Annotated in this window: 16 protein-coding genes; 4 read left to right on the top strand and 12 right to left on the bottom strand. The window is 72.9% G+C overall.

What is annotated here, in order from left to right; genetic code table 11:
- The first annotated feature begins 11 nt into the window (after window positions 1–11).
- Both ACZ7PG_RS11130 and ACZ7PG_RS11135 read left to right on the top strand, forming a co-directional pair.
- Window positions 12–1,352, top strand: coding sequence for an alpha/beta hydrolase (locus ACZ7PG_RS11130; RefSeq protein WP_470238894.1), 1,341 nt, complete (start codon window positions 12–14; stop codon window positions 1,350–1,352).
- On the top strand, window positions 1,349–1,717 hold the full coding sequence (locus tag ACZ7PG_RS11135) for a hypothetical protein (protein ID WP_470238895.1): 369 nt from the start codon (window positions 1,349–1,351) through the stop codon (window positions 1,715–1,717). Before ACZ7PG_RS11130 ends, ACZ7PG_RS11135 begins: the two co-directional genes overlap by 4 nt.
- Window positions 1,718–1,853: 136 nt before the next feature.
- Here ACZ7PG_RS11135 and ACZ7PG_RS11140 read toward each other — a convergent pair whose 3' ends face one another.
- From ACZ7PG_RS11140 to nadA, 4 genes are all read right to left on the bottom strand, one after another.
- A complete protein-coding gene (locus tag ACZ7PG_RS11140; RefSeq protein WP_470238896.1) occupies window positions 1,854–3,029 on the bottom strand; it encodes a S8 family serine peptidase in 1,176 nt (391 codons plus the stop codon).
- 72 nt (window positions 3,030–3,101) lie between these two features.
- A complete protein-coding gene (gene nadC / locus ACZ7PG_RS11145) occupies window positions 3,102–3,995 on the bottom strand; it encodes a carboxylating nicotinate-nucleotide diphosphorylase (protein ID WP_470238897.1) in 894 nt (297 codons plus the stop codon).
- On the bottom strand, window positions 3,992–5,635 hold the full coding sequence (locus tag ACZ7PG_RS11150) for an L-aspartate oxidase (protein ID WP_470238898.1): 1,644 nt from the start codon (window positions 5,633–5,635) through the stop codon (window positions 3,992–3,994). Before ACZ7PG_RS11150 ends, nadC begins: the two co-directional genes overlap by 4 nt.
- Entirely contained in the window at window positions 5,632–6,645 is a 1,014-nt protein-coding gene (gene nadA / locus ACZ7PG_RS11155; protein WP_470238899.1) for a quinolinate synthase NadA, read from the bottom strand. Before nadA ends, ACZ7PG_RS11150 begins: the two co-directional genes overlap by 4 nt.
- Before the next feature lie 111 nt (window positions 6,646–6,756).
- On the opposite strand from nadA, the gene ACZ7PG_RS11160 reads away from it, so the two are divergent.
- Together ACZ7PG_RS11160 and ACZ7PG_RS11165 are read left to right on the top strand one after the other, a co-directional pair.
- Window positions 6,757–7,389, top strand: coding sequence for an NUDIX hydrolase (locus tag ACZ7PG_RS11160; RefSeq protein WP_470238900.1), 633 nt, complete (start codon window positions 6,757–6,759; stop codon window positions 7,387–7,389).
- A 40-nt stretch (window positions 7,390–7,429) separates the two neighbouring features.
- On the top strand, window positions 7,430–8,146 hold the full coding sequence (locus tag ACZ7PG_RS11165; protein WP_470238901.1) for an LON peptidase substrate-binding domain-containing protein: 717 nt from the start codon (window positions 7,430–7,432) through the stop codon (window positions 8,144–8,146).
- 1 nt (window position 8,147) lies between these two features.
- Here ACZ7PG_RS11165 and ACZ7PG_RS11170 read toward each other — a convergent pair whose 3' ends face one another.
- From ACZ7PG_RS11170 to ACZ7PG_RS11205, 8 genes are all read right to left on the bottom strand, one after another.
- Window positions 8,148–9,188, bottom strand: a complete 1,041-nt coding sequence (locus ACZ7PG_RS11170; protein WP_470238902.1) for a M48 family metallopeptidase — start codon at window positions 9,186–9,188, stop codon at window positions 8,148–8,150.
- Window positions 9,189–9,248: 60 nt separating this feature from the next.
- Complete coding sequence (locus ACZ7PG_RS11175; protein WP_470238903.1) at window positions 9,249–9,845, bottom strand: DUF2567 domain-containing protein; 597 nt, start codon at window positions 9,843–9,845, stop codon at window positions 9,249–9,251.
- 114 nt (window positions 9,846–9,959) lie between these two features.
- Window positions 9,960–10,163, bottom strand: a complete 204-nt coding sequence (bsaP, locus tag ACZ7PG_RS11180) for a biotin synthase auxiliary protein BsaP (protein ID WP_470238904.1) — start codon at window positions 10,161–10,163, stop codon at window positions 9,960–9,962.
- Window positions 10,150–11,163, bottom strand: coding sequence for a biotin synthase BioB (gene bioB, locus ACZ7PG_RS11185; protein WP_470238905.1), 1,014 nt, complete (start codon window positions 11,161–11,163; stop codon window positions 10,150–10,152). Before bioB ends, bsaP begins: the two co-directional genes overlap by 14 nt.
- Before the next feature lie 72 nt (window positions 11,164–11,235).
- Entirely contained in the window at window positions 11,236–11,961 is a 726-nt protein-coding gene (gene bioD / locus ACZ7PG_RS11190; RefSeq protein WP_470238906.1) for a dethiobiotin synthase, read from the bottom strand.
- Window positions 11,962–12,424: 463 nt separating this feature from the next.
- Window positions 12,425–14,599: a SulP family inorganic anion transporter gene (locus ACZ7PG_RS11195; protein ID WP_470238907.1), complete on the bottom strand. Its 2,175-nt coding sequence runs from the start codon at window positions 14,597–14,599 to the stop codon at window positions 12,425–12,427.
- 197 nt (window positions 14,600–14,796) lie between these two features.
- Window positions 14,797–17,028 carry a bifunctional SulP family inorganic anion transporter/carbonic anhydrase gene (locus ACZ7PG_RS11200; protein WP_470238908.1) on the bottom strand — a complete coding sequence of 744 codons (2,232 nt, stop codon included), beginning with the start codon at window positions 17,026–17,028 and terminating at the stop codon, window positions 14,797–14,799.
- Window positions 17,029–17,245: 217 nt separating this feature from the next.
- A complete protein-coding gene (locus ACZ7PG_RS11205; RefSeq protein ID WP_470238909.1) occupies window positions 17,246–18,526 on the bottom strand; it encodes an adenosylmethionine--8-amino-7-oxononanoate transaminase in 1,281 nt (426 codons plus the stop codon).
- Window positions 18,527–18,541 lie beyond the last annotated feature (15 nt).

The following is an 18,541-nucleotide window of genomic DNA, read 5'->3' on the forward strand; positions in this document are numbered from 1 at the left end:
GGAGGCGGGCCGTGACGGCTGCCGGATATCGCGTCGCTCCGGCCCGCCTCGACACCGTGGCGGGCGAGTTCGGCACGCGGGCGGACACCTTGGGCACCGCCCAGGCGGCGGTCGCGGGCGAGAAGGTCCCGGCCGCCGCGTTCGGTCAGGTCAGCGCGTCCGCCGCCGCGGCCAAGACGTTCGAGAAGACCATGAAGGAGCTGGGTTCGAAGCTCGACTCCGGCGTCTCCCGGCTGCGAACGCTCCAAAGTGGACTGACCGAGTCGGCGGCCGGGTACCGGCGGGCCGACACGCAGGTCGCCGCGATGTACCGGGCGCTCTTGCCCGAGGATCCCCTGCCGTCCGCCGGAAACCCGGCCGGCATCGGGGGTTCGGCCGACACCGGCGCGTGGGCGCGGGCGATCGGGCAGAACCGCGCGAAGGTCGCCGACGCGCTGACCGCCGAACGGGCGAAGCTCGCCGGGCTCACCGACGCCGACGAGATCAAGCGGTCACAGGCGCGGATCTCGTTGTACGAAGACATCCTCGCGAACAACCGGCAGATCCTGAAGTTCGACCCGTCCGGCAACGGCCGGATCGCCGAGCTCGTCGGGCACATCGAGCCGGGGACGCGCAACGTCGGGCTGTTCGTGCCCGGCGTCAACACGCAGATGTCCAACTTCGACGCCTACGCCGGCCTCGGGCGCAGCCTGGTGGCCGCGGACCCGACCGGGCGCACGGCGATGGTCGTCTGGGCCGACGGCGTGTTCCCGCAGAACCCGGTGACCCAGGGCCCGGACGCGAGCTACGCGCAGACGATGGCGCCCGACCTCAAGCACTTCACCGACGACCTGCGCGGCGAGATCGCGGGCCACGCGGGCTCCGACGTCACGCTGACGGCGATCGGGCACAGCTACGGCGGCGCGACCGTCGGGCTGGCCGAGACGCAGGGTCTCGACGTCGACCGCGTCCTGCACGTCGAGTCGGCGGGCATGGGCCACGGCGTGTGGTCGCCGTCGGACCTGCCGGCGAGCCAGGCGGGCGTGCAGCGGTTCTCGATGACGGCGCCGCTCGACCCGATCGAGATCGCCCAGGGCAACGCGTGGGGCCTGGAGTGGACCGGCATCGGCCACGGCGCGGACCCGGACACGTTCCCGGGCGTCACGGAGCTGGAGACCGGGCGGTCCGCTTCCGGGGACCAGCTGTGGGGCCTGTCCTCGCACAGTGACGTGCTGAAGCCGGGTTCGGAGTCGTGGACGAACATGTACCGCGTGATCACCACCGGGCCCACCACGCCCGACGGGACCTTCGACGCGCATGGCATCCTCGAGAACGGCGTCGAGTTCCTGAACAACGGGGGTGTGCTGCGATGACCTCTCCGGACCTGGACCGCTTGGCGAGCGAGCTGACGACCGTGATCGACGACGTGGCGGCGGTGTTCGGCCCGTCGGCGGACCCGACGGTCAACGGCGAGCTGGACTGCGACCCGACCAGCCCGGGTCAGCTGGTGTGCTGGCAGTACGGCGTCCGCCTGGAGCACCCGGGCGAGCCGGAACGCCGTCTCACCGAGGTCGTCCTCCCGACGCTGGAGCAGCGCGGCTGGCAGGCCCACGACCGCAGCACCCCACGCGAACTGATCGCAAGATTCAGCCGCGACGGCGCGGACTTCACGATCCACGTCGCCCGCGCCAGCCACGCGGTGGCGATCATCGGCTCAACCCGCCCAGTCCCCGCCTGACCGTGTCGTCCATCCACGTACGCGTGTCGTCCGCCTGAGTACGCGAGTCGTCCGTCCGGGTACACCGAGACGTGCGCCCGGCGGCCGGCTCGCGTTCTCCACCGGACGACACGCGTACACCGATGGACGACACGGGTTATGGCGTGAAGCGGGACGGGCGCCAGTTCCGGCGCCGGGCCCGGCGGACCGCCGCCATCGCCACTCCGGCGGCTGCCGCGAGAGCCACCCCGGCCACCGCGATCGTGCCCGCCGTGACGTCGGACGTCGGACGCGCGGGTGCCGCGGCCGGGACCACCGCCGGTGCCGAGCCCGACGCGGGAACCGCGCCCGGCGGCGGGACGTCGGCCGGCAGCGTCGAGGAGACCGCCGCGTACGCGTCCAGGACTCCCCAGCCCAGCCGCGCGTCGTGGCGCCCCGACGAGGCGCGGTGCGCCGTCAGCTCGAGCCGCGTCACGACCTGGTCGCCGGTCAGGTTCGGGTGGTACGCCCGGACCAGCGCCGCGACGCCGGCGACGTACGCCGCCGCGAGTCCCGGGTCGGTCACCGGGAACCGGTGCGCGACCGCGCCGCCCGCGCCCGCCGACGTGCTGACCAGCTCCGCTCCCGGCGCGGCGACGCCGACGTAGTCGCCCGCCTCCGTCTGCACCGGCTCGCCCGCGGGGTTCACCGACCCGACGGACAGCACTCCGGGCGTCGCCGTCGGGTACGACCGGGCGCCTTGCTGGGTCGCCGACGCCGCCGAAACCACCACCGCCCCCGCCGACCGGGCCCGCGCGACCGCGCCGGACAACGCCGGGCTGTCGAACGCCGCGGGCACCGCGATCAGGACCACGCTCGCGCGCCGGTCGACCGCCGTGTCGATGGCGCCGGCCAGCGCACCCGGGTCACCGGCGCCGTCACCGGCCGTGGACGAGCCCGAGCCTTCGGTGTAGCGGATCGGCAGCAGGTGCGCGCCGGGCGCGACGCCGGCGAACGTCGTCGACGCGTCCGGTTGCGCGCCGACGATCCCCGCCGCGATCGTGCCGCGGCCGTCGCAGTCCGACCGCTCGGTGCCGGTGCCGCCTTCGAGCTGCCCGGGCGCGAACTGCGTGTTCTGCCCGTCGACGCCGGTGCCGATGACGGCCACCAGCTGGCCCTCGCCCCGGGTCAGCGGCCAGAGCCGCGCCGGGTCGACCAGGCGCTGCCCCCACGGGACCGCGCCGGTGTAGGTGCCGGAGGGGTTCGCGCACTGGCCCGCCGGGGCGGCGACGGCGGACGCGGGAAGACTCAGCGCCACCACGCCCGACACCGCGAGCACCGCCGGTAACCGCACCCGAACCCCCGAACAGAAAGACGGTGGCGGGAAAGAACTTCCGCCACCGCCAGTCTACCCGCGAAACACCGTTCAGCGAAGGTCCATGCCCAGATCCAACGCGGGCGAAGAGTGGGTCAGCCCGCCCACCGACAGATAGTCCACACCGGACTCCGCGTAGGCCTTACCACGGTCGAGGGTGAGGCCACCAGAGGATTCCAGCCGCGTCTTGGGGGAAACCTCGTCGCGGCGCGCGACGGCCTGCCGGCACTGCTCCGGCGTGAAGTTGTCCAGCAGCACCTCATCCGCGGCCGCGGCCAGCGCCTCCTCCAGCTGCTCGAGCGTGTCGACCTCCACCTCGCAGGCCAGTTCCGGCGCGTGCGCCCGGGCCGCGGCCAGCGCCGCGGTCACCGAACCGGCGGCGACGACGTGGTTGTCCTTGATCAGCACCGCGTCGCCCAGCCCGAGCCGGTGGTTCACCCCGCCGCCGCACCGGACGGCGTACTTCTGCAGCAGCCGCAGTCCCGGCAACGTCTTGCGGGAGTCCCGGATCGCGCAGCCGGTACCGTCCACTTCGGACACCCACGCGGCGGTCGCGGTCGCGACGCCGGAGAGGTGGCACAGCAGGTTCAGCGCCGTCCGCTCGGCGGTGAGCAGCCCGCGCACGGGACCGCGCAGCACCAGCGCGGGCTCCCCCGCCACCAGCCGCTCGCCGTCTTCCCGCCCGGCCAGCACCTCGTACCCGTCGCCCAGCACCATGTCGAACACGGCCAGCGCGACCGGCAGCCCGGCCACGACGCCGTCGACGCGCGGGGTCAGCTCGGCCACCGCGACGGCGGAATCAGGGACCGTCGACGCCGTCGTCGCGTCCGGCCCGTAGCGCAGGTCCTCGCCCAGCGCCGTGGAAACCACCCGCGTCACGTCCTCGACGTCGAGGCCGGACGCGGCGATCAGCTTCAGGACGGGTTCGGAGATCGGGAAAGTCATGCCACGCCCTCCAGGGGGATCGGGTCGGCCAGCACCGGCTGGCCGGACGGGCTGAGCCGGATGTGCTGGCTGCGCCGCCAGTTCTCGTCCGGCGCCGGGAAGTCGGTCCGCACGTGGCAGCCGCGCGACTCGGTGCGCCGGACCGCCGCCGAGAGCAACGCCTGCGCCACCACGGTGAGCGCCGCGTCTTCGACCGCCGCGTGTGTCCACAGCGGACTGTCCTGGGTCGACAGGTCGATCACCGAACCGGCCGCCGCCAGGCCGTCGGCGTCCCGGCCGATCGCCGCGTACCGGCTCATCACGCGCTGCAGCGCGTCCCGCCCGGCGGCCGGCGCGACGGTCCACGAAGGCAACCGCCCCCGCGCAGGATCGGCCAGCAGCCCGGCCGCGAGGTCCGCCGCGACGGCCTCCGCCACGCGCTGCCCGACGACCAGACCTTCGAGCAAGCTGTTGGACGCCAACCGGTTCGCGCCGTGCAGCCCGGTCCGCGCCACCTCGCCGGCGGCGTACAGCCCGGGCACCGACGAGCGTCCGTCCACAGTGGTCGCCACGCCACCGCACGAGAAGTGCGCCGCGGGCACCACCGGGATCGGGTCCGACGCGGGGTCGAGGCCCAGCGCCGCGCACGCCGCGAACACCGTCGGGAACCGCTGCCCGAACCCGGCGATCGACGTCGCGTCGAGGAAGACGTGGTCGTCGATCCCGCCGGGCGCCGAGGCCATCCGGCGCGTGATCGCCGCCGAGACGACGTCGCGGGGCGCCAGGTCGCCGAGCGGGTGCACGCCCGCCATGACCGCCAGCCCGGCGCCGTCTACCAGCGTCGCGCCCTCGCCGCGAACGGCCTCGGTGACCAGCGGGCGGCGCCCCCGCGCGCCCGGGGTGAACAGGACGGTCGGGTGGAACTGGACGAACTCGATGTCCGCGACGGTCGCCCCGGCCCGCAGCGCGAGCGCGAGCCCGTCACCGGTGGCGATCTCCGGGTTCGACGTCGCCTGGTAGAGCTGCCCGATCCCGCCGCTGGCCAGCAGCACGGCCGACGCCCGGACGACGCCGGGGACGCCGTTGCGATCGAGCACGGTGATGCCGGCGACCCGTCCGCCCGGCGTGCGCAGCGCGTCGACGGCGATGTGGTGCTCCAGCACCGGCACCCGCGCCTGCCCGGCCTGCGCGACCAGGGCGCGTTCGACCTCGGCGCCGGTGGCGTCGCCGCCCGCGTGGATGACGCGGAACGCGCTGTGCCCGCCCTCGCGGGCCCGGGCCAGCAGGCCGTCACCCGAAGAGTCGAACGTCGCGCCGTCCGCCCGCAGCCGGGCGATCGCGGCCGGGCCGCCGTCGAGGATCGAGCGGGCGGCGGCCTCGTCGACCAGCCCGGCACCCGCGGTGAAGGTGTCCTCCGCGTGCTTCGCTACCGAGTCGTCGAGGTCGTGCTGGTCTTCCAGGACCACGGCGACGCCGCCCTGGGCCCAGCGCGTGTTGCCGTCCTCGACCGCCGCCTTGGTGACGACCAGGACGTGCAGCCCGAGTGCCTGCGCGCGCAGCGCCGCGGTCAGGCCGGCGACGCCGCTGCCGACCACGACCAGATCCGCGCGAGCCTCCCAAACCGGAGTTTTCGCCTGGGGGTCATTAACCGGCGTGGTCATTCGCCGCCGCCAGGCTGCCCGATCTCGATCATCCGCTGCACCGAAGCACGGGCCTTCGAAGCGGTTTCCAGGTCGACGTGCACCTCGTCCAGGCCGTCACGCAGGCAGCGCAGCAGGGCCGCGGGCGTGATCATCTTCATGTACCGGCAGGACGCGCGGTCGTTCACCGCGCGGAAGTCGATGCCCGGCGCGGCCTTGCGGAGCTGGTGGATCATGCCGATCTCGGTGGCCACCAGGACGGTCTTGGCCTTCGTGTCGCGGGCCTCGTGGACCATGTCGCCGGTCGAGAGGATCTTGACCCGATCCGGCGCCACCGCGCCCTCGCCCGCCAGGTAGAGCGCCGACGTCGCGCACCCGCACTCGGGGTGGATGAACAGGTCCGCGTCCGGGTTCGCGGCCGCGCGCTCGGCCAGCTCGGCGCCGTTGATCCCGGCGTGGACGTGGCACTCCCCGGCCCAGATGTGGATGTTGTCCCGGCCGGTCACGCGCTTGACGTGCGCGCCGAGGAACTGGTCCGGCAGGAAGAGAACCTCCTGGTCAGCGGGGATGGAGGCGACGACGTCGACCGCGTTCGAGGACGTGCAGCAGATGTCCGTCTCGGCCTTCACCTCGGCCGTGGTGTTGACGTAGGAGACGACCACCGCGCCCGGGTGCTCGGCCTTCCAGGCGCGCAGCTCGGCGCCGGTGATGGAGTCGGCCAGCGAGCAGCCGGCCCGCGCGTCCGGGATCAGGACGGTCTTCTCCGGGGCGAGGATCTTCGCGGTCTCGGCCATGAAGTGCACACCGCAGAAGACGATGGTGGACGCGTCGCTGCTCGCCGCGATGCGGCTGAGCGCGAGGGAGTCGCCGGTGTGGTCGGCGATGTCCTGGATCTCCGGGACCTGGTAGTTGTGCGCGAGCAGGACCGCGTCGCGCTGCTTCGCCAGGCGCCGCACCTCCTCCGCCCACTCCGCGTTCGCCTCGACCCCGCCGAACGGGGTGAGACCTTCCGGAACCAACGTGCTGGTCATCGGGCCCTCCTGGACCTGTCTCCGGTTTTCGCCTTATAATCGAAAACCGTGCGAAGTCATCTTAACACCCAGGCACCCCTGGCCCACGAGGTTTTGGGAGCGGTCCTTCAAGTGCGCTCGGACACACTGCGGGTGCTGCTGTGGCGCCGCGCGCTCGACCCGCACCTCGGCCGCTGGTCACTGCCGGGCGGGCGGCTGCGGCCCGACGAGGACGTCGAGACGTCGGTCCGGCGCCAGCTCAAGGAGAAGGTCGACATCCGCCGGATCGAGCACGTCGAGCAGCTCGCGGTGTTCAGCGACCCCCACCGGGTCCCCGGCCCGCGCGTGGTGGCGACGGCGTTCCTCGCCCTGGTCCCCTCCGACGCCGACCCCGAGGTGCCCGAGGACACCGAGTGGCACGACGTCGCGAAGCTGCCGCGGACGGCGTTCGACCACGAGGCGATCGTGCTGCGCGCCCGCGACCGGCTGCGCTCGAAGCTCTCCTACACCAACCTCGGGTTCGCGCTGGCACCCGAGGAGTTCACGATCTCCGCGCTGCGCGGGCTGTATTCGGCGGCGCTGGGCTACCGCGTCTCGGCGACCAACCTGCAGCGGGTGCTCTCCCGGCGCGGCCTGCTGGTTCCCACTGGTCACACGGCCCCGCCCGGCCGTGCGGGAGGGCGTCCCGCGGCCCTGTTCTCCTTCGCCGGCAAAGGCATGCAGATCACCGATCCGTTCGCGGTGCTCAAGCCGCCGAACCGGTGACCATCCTGCGCGGAAGGCGTTCTCCCCTTACGGTTGACGCGTGACAGAGCCGGAATCGGAAAGCGACGCGACGACGACCTTGCTGCCGTTGTTCCCGCTGCAGACGGTTCTGCTCCCGGGGACCAAGCTGCCGCTGCACATCTTCGAGCCGCGGTACCGGCAGCTGATGGCCGATCTCGTCAGCGGCACCGTGCCGGGGCGCGAGTTCGGCGTGGTGGCCCTGCGGTCATCACTGACCCGCGAGGTCCGTGGTCTGGACCAACTGTACGAAATCGGCTGCAGCACGGTGCTGCGCGAGGCGAAGCGCCTGCCGGACGGCCGGTTCGACGTCGTCACGCAGGCCCAGCGCCGTTTCCGCCTCACCGAGCTCGACTGCGTCTCGGCGCCGTACCTGATCGCCTCGGTCGAGTGGGTCGACGACGACCCGGTGGCGCCGTCCGGCGACATGGCCGAACGCCTCGCGGTGGTCGCCCGCACGGCGCACCGGCGCTACTGCGAAACGGCGTGGCGCAGCGACGACTGGAACACCCCGGACGCGGACACCGAACTCGCCGAGCTGGCCTACCAGCTGGCCGCGGACTGCCTGCTGCCGCTGGAAGACCGTCAGCGGCTGCTGGAGGAACGCCACCCCCTGCGCCGGCTCCGCATCGCGTGCCGGCTGCTGACGCGGGAGGCGGGGTTCCTGGACACGCTGGGCGCGGTGCCGCTGCCGCCGGGCGAGCTCACCGATCTCGGCAAGCCCGCCAGCCTCAACTGAGTCAGTCCCCGGCGCCGTTGCCGTTGCCGTTCCCGAACTTGTTCCAGACCTTGCCCGCCGTGCTGGAAACCGCTTCGCCGACGTCGCTGAACACCTTCGTCAGCGGGTCGGTCGACGAGCTCCACGAGTCCTTGTACGACTTCGCGGCCGACTTCAGGTCGTCCTTCCAGTCGGACGTCGGCGCGTCGTCGTCGCGGCGCGGGTAGTCGCCGGCCAGGATCGCGCGGTACTCCTCCGAGGCCGCCCACTTCTGCAGCTGTGCCGCGCGGACCACCGCGAACGGGTGCGTCTCGGTTTCGACGAACCGCAGCTTGAGGAAGCTGTCGCGGATGTCGTCGACCGACTCGTACTCGTTGGCCTGCTGGAGGAACGACGGGATGTCGATGCGGGCCGGGTCGACGCCGCCCGCGATCTGGATCTGGGCGCGCAGCGCGGCCGTCGGGTCCTGGCCGCACAGCAGCCCGGCGCGGTCGCACGACAGCTCGGCCTTGCGGTACCACTCGCGCAGCGCCGCGATGATCGCCCGGATGCCGAGCGCGCTCACCGGCGTCCACGACAGCGACATCTGCAGGCCGATCAGGCGCACCATGATCGTGCGGTAGACGGTGTGCCCGGACAGCACGTGCCCCATCTCGTGCCCGATCGCGAACCGCAGCGACTCGTGGCCCATCAGCTCGACGAGCCCGGTGCTGACCCGGATGAACGGCTCGTCCATCCCGACCGCCGACGCCTGGGCCCGCGGGTCCTGGTAGACGAACACGTTCGGCACGGCGGGCAGGTCCAGCGTCTCGGCGCACTCGTGGCGCAGACGATCGATCTCCGGGTACTGCTTGGGCCCGACGCGGATCGACGACGCGAGCGCCATCAGCCGCTCGCCGCGCTCGTTGTAGAACCCCGAAACGGCCTTGACGACCTGGGCGAACCCGGGCACCGCCCGCAGGGTCGCGAGCGCGCCGCGGTCCACCGGGTGTTCGTAGGCGCGCGGGCTGATGCCCGGGAAACGGACGGCGTTGGGCCGCGAAACCTCGATGTCTTCGGTCACTGAACCCCCTGTGGTCGAGGGCACCACTCTAGGGGAAACGCCCCGGCCCGGGGGCGGGGTTCAGCCGAGGCGGCGGCCGAGGTCGTCGCGGCCGTTCCAGGTCGCGAGCAGGCTGTAGACGACCGTCACGCCGAGCGGGCCGGTGAGCAGCACCCACCACGACTCCAGGCGGGGCGCCAGTTCGATGACCGAGCCGAGCGCGGGCGCGCTGGCGATCGCGTAGTGGCTGTTCGCCCAGCCGACGCCGAGCAGCATGGCCAGCGCGCTCGCGAGGGCGACGCCGAGCACCGCGGCGAGGAACACGACCGGCCCGCGGCGCTCGCGCAGCAGCCAGACGACGACCCCGACGACGATCCCCAGCCCGAGCGTCATGAGCCCGAAGACGGCGAGGTCGTCGAAGCGGTGCCAGCTCTCCAGCTCGAGGGCACCCTGGGTGCCGTCGGAGCCGATGATGCGCACGCGCTCCGGCGGCGCGAGGCGCGACCAGGCGAAGGCGAGCGGGAAGCTCAGCAGGCTGAGGGTGCCGAGCACGCTCACGGCGGGCAGCAGGTCGGCCTTGACGACGACCCGCGGCCGCCGCTCCCGGACCAGCACGGGCACCGACCACGGGCCGGCCACGGCCGACGGCCGGTGCGCGGGCCCCGACGACTCACTCACCCGGACTCCCTCCTGCGCCATGCTCCTGCGACACGGTGCGACTGAGGGTAACCGGTCGGTGCGTGGCGGCGGTGAGCCGCCGGTCGTGTCGCGGGGCCCGGCGCGAAGCCGTCGTCAGCCGCTCGCCGTCTCGCCGTGGCGGCTGCAGCGGGCCGTCCACCCCAGCGGGCTCACCTGGACCACCAGCCGCCGCGCGCAGAACGTGCAGTAGCGCGGCGGCTCCAGCGCCGTCCTCGGGTTGTGGCACGCCGGGTGGTCGGCACCGCCGTCCGACGACTGTCCACAGTGGACGCAGAAGGCAGCGTCAGAGGCTGTCACTGAGGGCCTTGATGGGCATCTTGAGGTCGTCGAGCATCGCGAGGTCCGCCGAAGCCGGACGGCCCAGGTTGGTCAGGTAGTTGCCGACGATGATCGCGTTGACGCCGCCGAGCATGCCCTGCTCCGCGCCGAGATCGCCCAGCGTCAGCTCGCGGCCGCCGGCGAAGCGCAGCATGGTGCGCGGCATCGCGAGCCGGAACGCCGCGACCGTCCGCAGCGCGTCCTTGCCCTCGACGATTTCGTAGTGCTCGTACGGCGTGCCCGGCTGCGGGATGAGGAAGTTCATCGGCACCTCGTGCGGGCTCAGCTCGGCCAGCTGCACCGCGAACTCCGCGCGCTGCTCGACCGTCTCCCCCATGCCGATGATGCCGCCGCAGCAGACCTCCATGCCCGCCTTCGCGACCATCCGGAGCGTGTCCGCGCGCTCTTCCCACGTGTGGGTGGTGACGACCTCGGGGAAGTGCGAGCGCGCCGTCTCGAGGTTGTGGTTGTAGCGGTGCACGCCCATGTCGACGAGCTCGTCGACCTGCTCCTGGGTGAGCATGCCGAGCGAGCAGGCGATCTGGATGTCGTTGCCGTCCTCGCGGATGGCCTTCACGCCCTCGCGGACCTGCGAGAGCAAGCGCTTGTCCGGCCCGCGGACGGCGGCGACGATGCAGAACTCCGTCGCACCGGTCTCGGCGGTCTGCCGGGCGGCCTTGACCAGGTTCGGGATGTCGAGCCACGCCGAGCGCACCGGCGTCGGGAAGCGGCCGGACTGGGAGCAGAAGTGGCAGTCTTCCGGGCAGCCGCCGGTCTTGAGGCTGATGATGCCCTCGACCTCGACCTCGGGACCGCACCAGCGCATCCGCACGTCGTGCGCCAGCGCGAGCAGGTCGGGCAACCGGTCGTCGGGGAGCCGGAGCACCTCGAGGACTTCGGCTTCGCCCAGGCCGACGCCGTTTTCGAGGACGTGCTCGCGCGCGTAGGCGAGGACATCGGTGTCCGGGACTGCGGTCACGGCGTCTCCTTGATCGTGGTGGAAGCGTCCCTCATCGTGCACGACGGCACGCCGGGACGACAGCGACGCAGGTCACTTCCCGGCGGAAGCGCAGCCCGCGAAGAGCTCGGGGTCGAATTCGCCGCCGAACCACGGCGACAGCCCGGCCCGCGCGGCGGACAGGAACTCCTCGGGCGAGGCGTCCCCGAGCCCGGCGGGGAGGGCACCGAGCAGCGGCGCCCCGGCCGCGACGGGCAGGTCTTCGAGGTTGGACAGCGCGGCGAGGTCCGGTTCGGCGGGCCACGAGCCGATGATGACCCCGGCGACGGTCAGGCCCCGCTTGGTGGCGACCTCGGCGGTGAGCGCGGTGGCATTGAGCGTCCCGAGCCCGGCTTCGGCGACGACGATGACGAGCGACCCGAGCGACCAGGCGACATCGGCGAGGCTGGAGCCGGCCTTGTCGAAGCGCACGAGCAGTCCCCCGGCACCTTCGATGAGGGTGAGATCGTGCCCGGTGTCGAGGTCGGAGGCGGCCCGCGCGATCTCCCCGGGATCGAGCGACGGAAGCCCACTACGCCGCGCGGCGGCCTCCGGCGAGAGGGGATCGGGATATCGCCGCAGCTCCCGGGTGGTGACGTCCCGGCCGGCGAGGCGCCGGACATCGGCGAGGTCCCCGGGTTCATCGGGGCCGACCCCGGTCTGCGCGGGTTTCAGGACGGCAACGCGCTGCCCCCCGGCCACCGCGAGCGCGGCGATGGCCGCCGTGGTGATCGTCTTGCCGACCCCGGTCCCGGTCCCCGTCATCACCAGCATGGTCACGGACCATCAACTTAGTGACTGCGGTAGCGGGCGCGCACCGCGGGCACCGGATGGCGTGGGGAGGCGGGGGAAGGTTCCCTGGTCGGAGGCGGGTTCGGGGGCTCGGGTGGTGGGACGCGGCCCGGGTGCGGTCGCGGCCGACGAATCTCCGAACGGCCGCGGCCGGCCCGGCTGGCGCCGGGGCCCGACCGCGCCGGAGCGGACCCATCGGTCGCGGCTGAGCGAGGCCGCAAGCCATGCCCCCACCGCCCGCCGGGCGACCGGGCCGGGCGGCATCCAGCACCGAGGCCTCCACCTCCGGCCGAGCGCGCCCGGCCGGCACGAACCTCGGGCGCCAACCACTCGCCGCTGCGGCGCCCGACCCCGCTGTTCGCAACCCGCCCACCGGGCGAGCCGGCCGGGCCGCGCGGGCGTCCAGCCTCCGGCCAAGCCCCACCCCGCAGCGCGAGCCACCTATGCCGCCTCAAGCGCCCGGCACCACCGCCGAAGCCCCAGCCGGGCGGAACGTCCGCTCCGCCCCGTCGAACAGATACACCTGCGCCGTCCCCACCGCGAAGTACATCCCCGTCAGCTGCACCTTCCCCGCAGCCTCCGCGGCCGCCACCGACGGGTACTCCCGCAGGTGCTCCAGCTGCTGCAGCACGTTGTGCAACGCCAGCCGATCACCCTCCCGCTCCGGAACCCCGCCGTCCAACGTCGCCGACCCGGTGCGGTGCGCGCTCGGCTCCGCGTGCCGGAGCCACACGGACAACGGCCCGGCCGGTGGGCCGTCGGCCAGGGCCGCCATCGCGCCGCAGCCCGAATGGCCGCACACCACGATCTCCTCCACCCCCAGCACCCCGACCGCGTACTCGATCGACGCGTTCATCGACGGGTCCGCCTGCCCCGGCGGGACCAGGTTGCCGATGTTGCGGATCGTGAACAGGTCGCCCGGGCCGCTGGTCGTGATCAGGTTCGGCACGATCCGGGAGTCGCCGCAGGTGATGAACAACGCCCGCGGCCGCTGGCCGTCCGCCAGCCCGGACAGCGTGTCGCGCAGCAATGGCGCCGCGCGGCGGTGGAACTCCGTCGCGCCGCGGCGGGTCTGCTGGGCCGGGATCCCTTCCACCGCCTGCCACGCCGACCACGGCGCCAGCCAGCGCGGCACCGCCCGGCTCGCGGCCAGCCGGGACCGCGTCGGACGGCCCGCCTTGCCCTCGCCGAACCACGGGTGGCCGACCTCGTCGACGTCCACTGCGCCGCCGGCACGCTCGTGCGCCTGCTGCCACGTCGTCAAGCTCTCGAACGCTGCGTGGTCCAGGTAGTCGACGACCAGCTCCAGCCGCACCGGCACCCCGGCCGGGATGCCGCCGAGCACCTTCGACAGCCGGGGCACCGACAGGAACGTCAGGACGCCTTCGACGACCACGCGCCAGGCGTCGCCTTCGTGCTCGACGTGGATGCCGGACCACAACGTCCGGCGCAGCATCAGCACCAGCGCGAGCCCGATCCCGGCGAGGACGCCGGTGAGCAGGTCGAACACGACGACGCCGGCCAACGTCAGCAGGTACACCGGCAGGTCGCCGTGGGCGAGGACGGTCCTCATGTGCCCGGGGTTGACCAGCTTCGCGCCGACGTGCACCAGCAGCCCGGCCAGCGCCGCCAGCGGGATGCTCTGGATCAGCCCGGCCAGCAGGACGACGAACAGCAGCACCCAGACGCCGTGCAGCACCGCCGACACCCGCGTCTTCGCGCCGGCGGCGACGTTCGTGGAGCTGCGGACGATGACGCCGGTGACCGGCAGCCCGCCGATCGCGCCGGACAGCATGTTGGCCGCGCCCTGGCCGACGAGTTCACGGTCGAGGTTCGCGCGCGGGCCGGTGTGCAGCCGGTCGACCGCGACCGCCGAGAGCAGGCTCTCCACGCTGGCGATCAGGGCGATGGTGACGACGGCGAGCGCGAACCCGCCCCAGCCGGCCGGCAGCTGCGGGACCAGGTGGACGTCCAGCAGGTCACCGGGCAGCTCGACGCGGGGCAGCGTCATCCCGGCGACCACCGAAACGCCCGTGGCGACGGCGATCGCGGCCAGCGGCCCCGGCACCTTGCGGACGGCGGCCGGCAGCTTCGGCCAGAGCAGCAGGATCGTGATGGTGAGCAGGCCGATCAGGGCGGCGGAGTCGTGGTGGGCGACGATCTGGCCGGGCAGCTCGGCGATGTTCTCCACCGCCGAGCTCTGGGCCTTCCCGCCGAGGATGACGTGCAGCTGGCCGAGCACGATCGTGACGCCGATGCCGGCCAGCATGCCGTGCACGATGGCAGGCGAGATGGCCAGCGCGGCGCGGGCGATCCGGCTCAATCCGAGCAGGATCTGCAACGCGCCGGCGGCGACGGTGATCGCGCAGGTGACGGCCCACCCGAACGTCTGGATGGTTTCGGCCATGACGACGGTCAGGCCGGCGGCCGGCCCGCTCACCTGGAGCGCGGAGCCGCCGAGCGCGCCGGCGACGACGCCGCCGACGACAGCGGCGATCAGCCCGGCGGCGACCGGCGCGCCCGAAGCGAGGGCGATACCGAGGGACAAAGGCACTGCGACGAGGAAGACGACCAGTGAGGCCGGCAGGTCGTGGCGGAGCACGGCGAGGGGTCTCATGATCACCATGCAACCGGAAATCGTGTGAAATGTCCGCTATGTGCCACCCGTTCGAGTGAACAACTGGCCACATTTAGCCTGAACGTCACAAATCGGGCGTCAAGTTCACTCGCCGTTCACAAGATCATTTCGGTCGCGTGACAGTTGAAAGCCGTACGACACAAGCGAAGGCCGCCCCCGAACCTCGGAGACGGCCCTCGCCCGCGTCAGTGCTCCAGCGCACCCGCCGGCACGAACCCGCGCGCCGCATCGTCCAAAAGGGACACTTGCGCGGCGCCGACGTCGAAGTACATCCCGGTCAGCCGGAGCCCGCCGCGCGCCAGCGCCTCCGCGACCACAGGGTAGCCGCGCAGGGTTTCCAGCTGCTGCACCACGTTCTGCAACGCGAGCTGGTCGGCCTCGGCGGCAGGCCGGCCGCCGCCGAGCAGGAGCGGAGCCTCACGACTCCGGCGCCGCAACGTCGCTTCGCCGTGCCGCAGCCAGCTGCCCAGCTGCACCAGCCCATCCGGCGCCTGCCCGAGCAACGCCTTCATCGCCCCGCAGCCGGAATGCCCGCACACCACGATCTCGGCGACCCCGAGCACCCCGACGGCGTACTCGATCGCCGCCCCGACCGAGGAATCGTCCCCGTCCGCCGGCGGCACCAGGTTGCCGATGTTCCGCACCGTGAACAGGTCCCCCGGCCCGCTCGTGGTGATGAGGTTCGGCACGATCCGCGCGTCCCCGCACGTGATGAACAGCGTGTGCGGCTGCTGCCCGTTCGCCAGCCCGCTCCAGGTGTCGCGCAGCAACGGCGCCGTGCGGCGGTGGAACTCCGAAGCACCGCGGCACAGCAGGGAACTGGCCGTGCGCTGGGCCGGCAGCACGACGTGCTCGGCCTGCCACTCCGACCACGGCGCGAGCCACCGCGGCACGACGCGCGCGGCGACGCTGCGGCGCACGGTCGGTGCGCCCGCGGTGCCGCGTTCGAACCACGGGTGCCCGATCTCGTCGACCGTCACCGGCCCGGCGTGGGCCTGCTGCCAGCCGCGCAGGCAGTCGAACGCGGCGTGGTCGAGGTAGTCGACGAGCAGCTCCAGCCGGACTTCGGCGTGCGGCGGCACCTCGGCGAGCACCCGGGTCAGCCGCGGCACGGACAGGAACGTCAGCGCCCCTTCGATGACGACGCGGTGGCGGTCGCCGTCCTTCTCGATGTGGATCCCGGAGAAGATCATCCGCCGCAGCATCATCGCGAGCGCCAGCAGGACCCCGGCCGCGACGCCGGTCAGCAGGTTGACGGCGACCGCGCCGGCGAGCGTGACGGCGTACACCGGCAGGTCGCCGTGGCGCCGCACTTCCTTGAGCCCGTGGAGGTTCACGAGCTTCGCACCGACGTACACGAGCAACGCGGCGAGCGCGGCCAGCGGGATCAGCCGCAGGACACCGGTGAACAGCAGGCACGCGGCGAGGATCCAGACACAGTGCAGGATCGCCGACGCGCGGGTGCGCGCGCCCGCTTCGTAGTTGGTCATGCTGCGCACGATGACGCCGGTGACCGGGAACCCGCCGAGCACGCCGGCGGCGACGTTCGCCGCGCCCTGCCCGACGAGCTCGCGGTCGAGGTCGGTGCGCTGGCCGCCGCGGAGCTTGTCGACGGACACCGCGGACAGCAGGCTCTCCAGGCCGGCGATCAGCGCGATGGTCAGCGCGGCGAGCGCGAAACCGCCCCAGCCGCCGTCCGGCAGCCGCGGCACGACGTGCAGCTCCGGCAGCCCGGCCGGGAGGTCGACGCGCGGCAGGGTCAGGCCCACCGCGACGGAAAGACCGGTGGCCAGCGCGATCGCGGCCAGCGGCGCGGGCACCCGGCGGACGGGGCGCGGCAGCCGCGGCCAGGCCAGCAGCACCGTGAGGGTCACGACGCCGACGAGCACGGCCTGGTCGTGGTGCGCGGCGATCTGCCCGGGCAACGCGAGGACGTTGGCCAGCGCCGAACCCTGCGCCGAGCCGCCGAGCACGACGTGCAGCTGGCCGAGCACGAGCGTGACGCCGATGCCGGCGAGCAGGCCGTGGACGATGGCCGGCGACACGGCGAGCGCGGCGCGGGCGAGGCGGGTCAGGCCGAAGAGGATCTGGAGCAGGCCCGCGGCGACGGTGATCGCGCAGGTGACGGGCCAGCCGTGGGTGGCGATCGTGTCGGCCAGCACCACGGTGAGGGCGGCGGACGGACCGCTGACCTGCAGCGGCGATCCGCCGAGGAGGCTCGCGACCAGCCCGCCGACGACGGCGGAGATCAGGCCCGAGAGCAGCGGCGCCCCGGCGGCGAAGGCCACGCCGAGGGACAGGGGGACGGCGACGAGGAAGACGACTATCGAAGCGAGGACATCGTGCTTGAGGTTCTCCAGGGCTTTCGGGCTCTTCGGCGGTCCGGTGTCGTGTTCACCACGAACGATCTCGATCATGGACGCAGGATCGCCGATGCGACGCGAAAAGTCCGCTACGCAAGCATTTCTCGCGTTTGCCCCGGTACGGTCCGGTTCGGTTTCCCGGACCTTTCCGGGGAAAACCGGCCCGGAACCTCCGCCGATCGCGTGGTGTGGACCGCGCACCGGCACGCAGCGCGACGGTGAGAGACCTTCGGGTCTCGGTGTGCGCGTGGTCACACCCGATGTGCTGAATTCACGCCTTTTCGGCCACGGCAAGCATCGCACGGGTGATCGCGGCGAGGTCGTCGTCAGTCGAAACGTACGGCGGCATCGCGTAGACGAGGTCCCGGAACGGCCGCAGCCAGACGCCCAGCCCGGTGGCGGCGTCGGTGGCCACCGCCATGTCGACCGCGTGGTCGAGCTGCAGCACGCCGATGCCGCCGAGCACCCGGACGTCCACCACCGAGCCGAGGTCGCGCGCCGTCGCCAAGCCGTCCAGCAGGCCCTTCTCGAGCCGGCTGACGTCCTGGCGCCACGCGCCGCCGGCGAGGAGTCCCAGCGAGGCGTTCGCCACCGCCGAGGCCAGCGGGTTGCCCATGAACGTCGGCCCGTGCGCGAGGACCGGCAGCGCGCCGCGGGAGATCCCCGCCGCGACCTCCGGCGTGCACAGCGCGGCCGCCATGCTCAGGTAGCCGCCGGTCAGCGCCTTGCCGAGGCAGAGCACGTCCGGCGTCACGCCCGCGTGCCCGGCGGCGAAGAACGCACCGGTGCGGCCGAAGCCGGTCGCGATCTCGTCGAAGATCAGCAGCACGTCGTGCGCTTCGGTCAGTTCGCGCAGCGCACGCAGGTAGGCGGGGTGGTGGAACCGCATCCCGCCGGCACCCTGCACGACCGGTTCGACGATCACCGCGGCCAGTTCCCCGGCGTGGGCACCGATCGCGTCCGCCAGCGTGTCCAAGTAGGACTGGTCGGGCGGGGTATCGAAGCCGGACGGCGGGGCCGGCACGAAGACCTGCTCGGGCAGCACGCCCCGCCACAGCGAGTGCATGCCGCCGTCGGGGTCGCACACGCTCATCGGCGTGAACGTGTCGCCGTGGTAACCACCGCGCCAGGTCAGCAGCCGGCGCTTCTCCGGCAGCCCGCGGGAACGCTGGTACTGCAGGCACATCTTCGCGGCGACCTCGACCGACACCGAGCCGGAGTCGCAGAGGAAGACGTGCTCGAGGCCCTCGGGCGTCACGTCGACCAGGGTCTTGGCGAGGGTGATCGCGGGCTCGTGGGTCAGGCCGCCGAACATGACGTGGCTCATCCGCCCGGCCTGTTCGGCGAGCGCGGCGTCGAGCACCGGGTGCCGGTAGCCGTGCACGGCCGACCACCACGACGACATCCCGTCGACCAGCTCGCGGCCGTCGGCGAGCTTGAGCCGGACGCCGCTCGCCTCGGTCACCAGCAGCGAAGGCACCTTCGCCGGCATCGGCGCGTAGGGGTGCCAAACGTGCTGAGCGTCGAGGGCGAGCAGGTCGGCGGAGTCCATCCGCCGACCTTAACC

The sequence above is a fragment of the Amycolatopsis sp. NPDC114504 genome (genome assembly GCF_055633595.1).

Coding starts and splice junctions, on each gene's coding strand:
- ACZ7PG_RS11200 (WP_470238908.1), bottom strand. CDS start 17,028: ATGATCGAGATCGTTCGTGGTGAACACGACACCGGACCGCCGAAGAGC.
- ACZ7PG_RS11150 (WP_470238898.1), bottom strand. CDS start 5,635: ATGACCACGCCGGTTAATGACCCCCAGGCGAAAACTCCGGTTTGGGAG.
- ACZ7PG_RS11135 (WP_470238895.1), top strand. CDS start 1,349: ATGACCTCTCCGGACCTGGACCGCTTGGCGAGCGAGCTGACGACCGTG.
- ACZ7PG_RS11195 (WP_470238907.1), bottom strand. CDS start 14,599: ATGGTGATCATGAGACCCCTCGCCGTGCTCCGCCACGACCTGCCGGCC.
- ACZ7PG_RS11205 (WP_470238909.1), bottom strand. CDS start 18,526: ATGGACTCCGCCGACCTGCTCGCCCTCGACGCTCAGCACGTTTGGCAC.
- nadC (WP_470238897.1), bottom strand. CDS start 3,995: ATGACTTTCCCGATCTCCGAACCCGTCCTGAAGCTGATCGCCGCGTCC.
- nadA (WP_470238899.1), bottom strand. CDS start 6,645: ATGACCAGCACGTTGGTTCCGGAAGGTCTCACCCCGTTCGGCGGGGTC.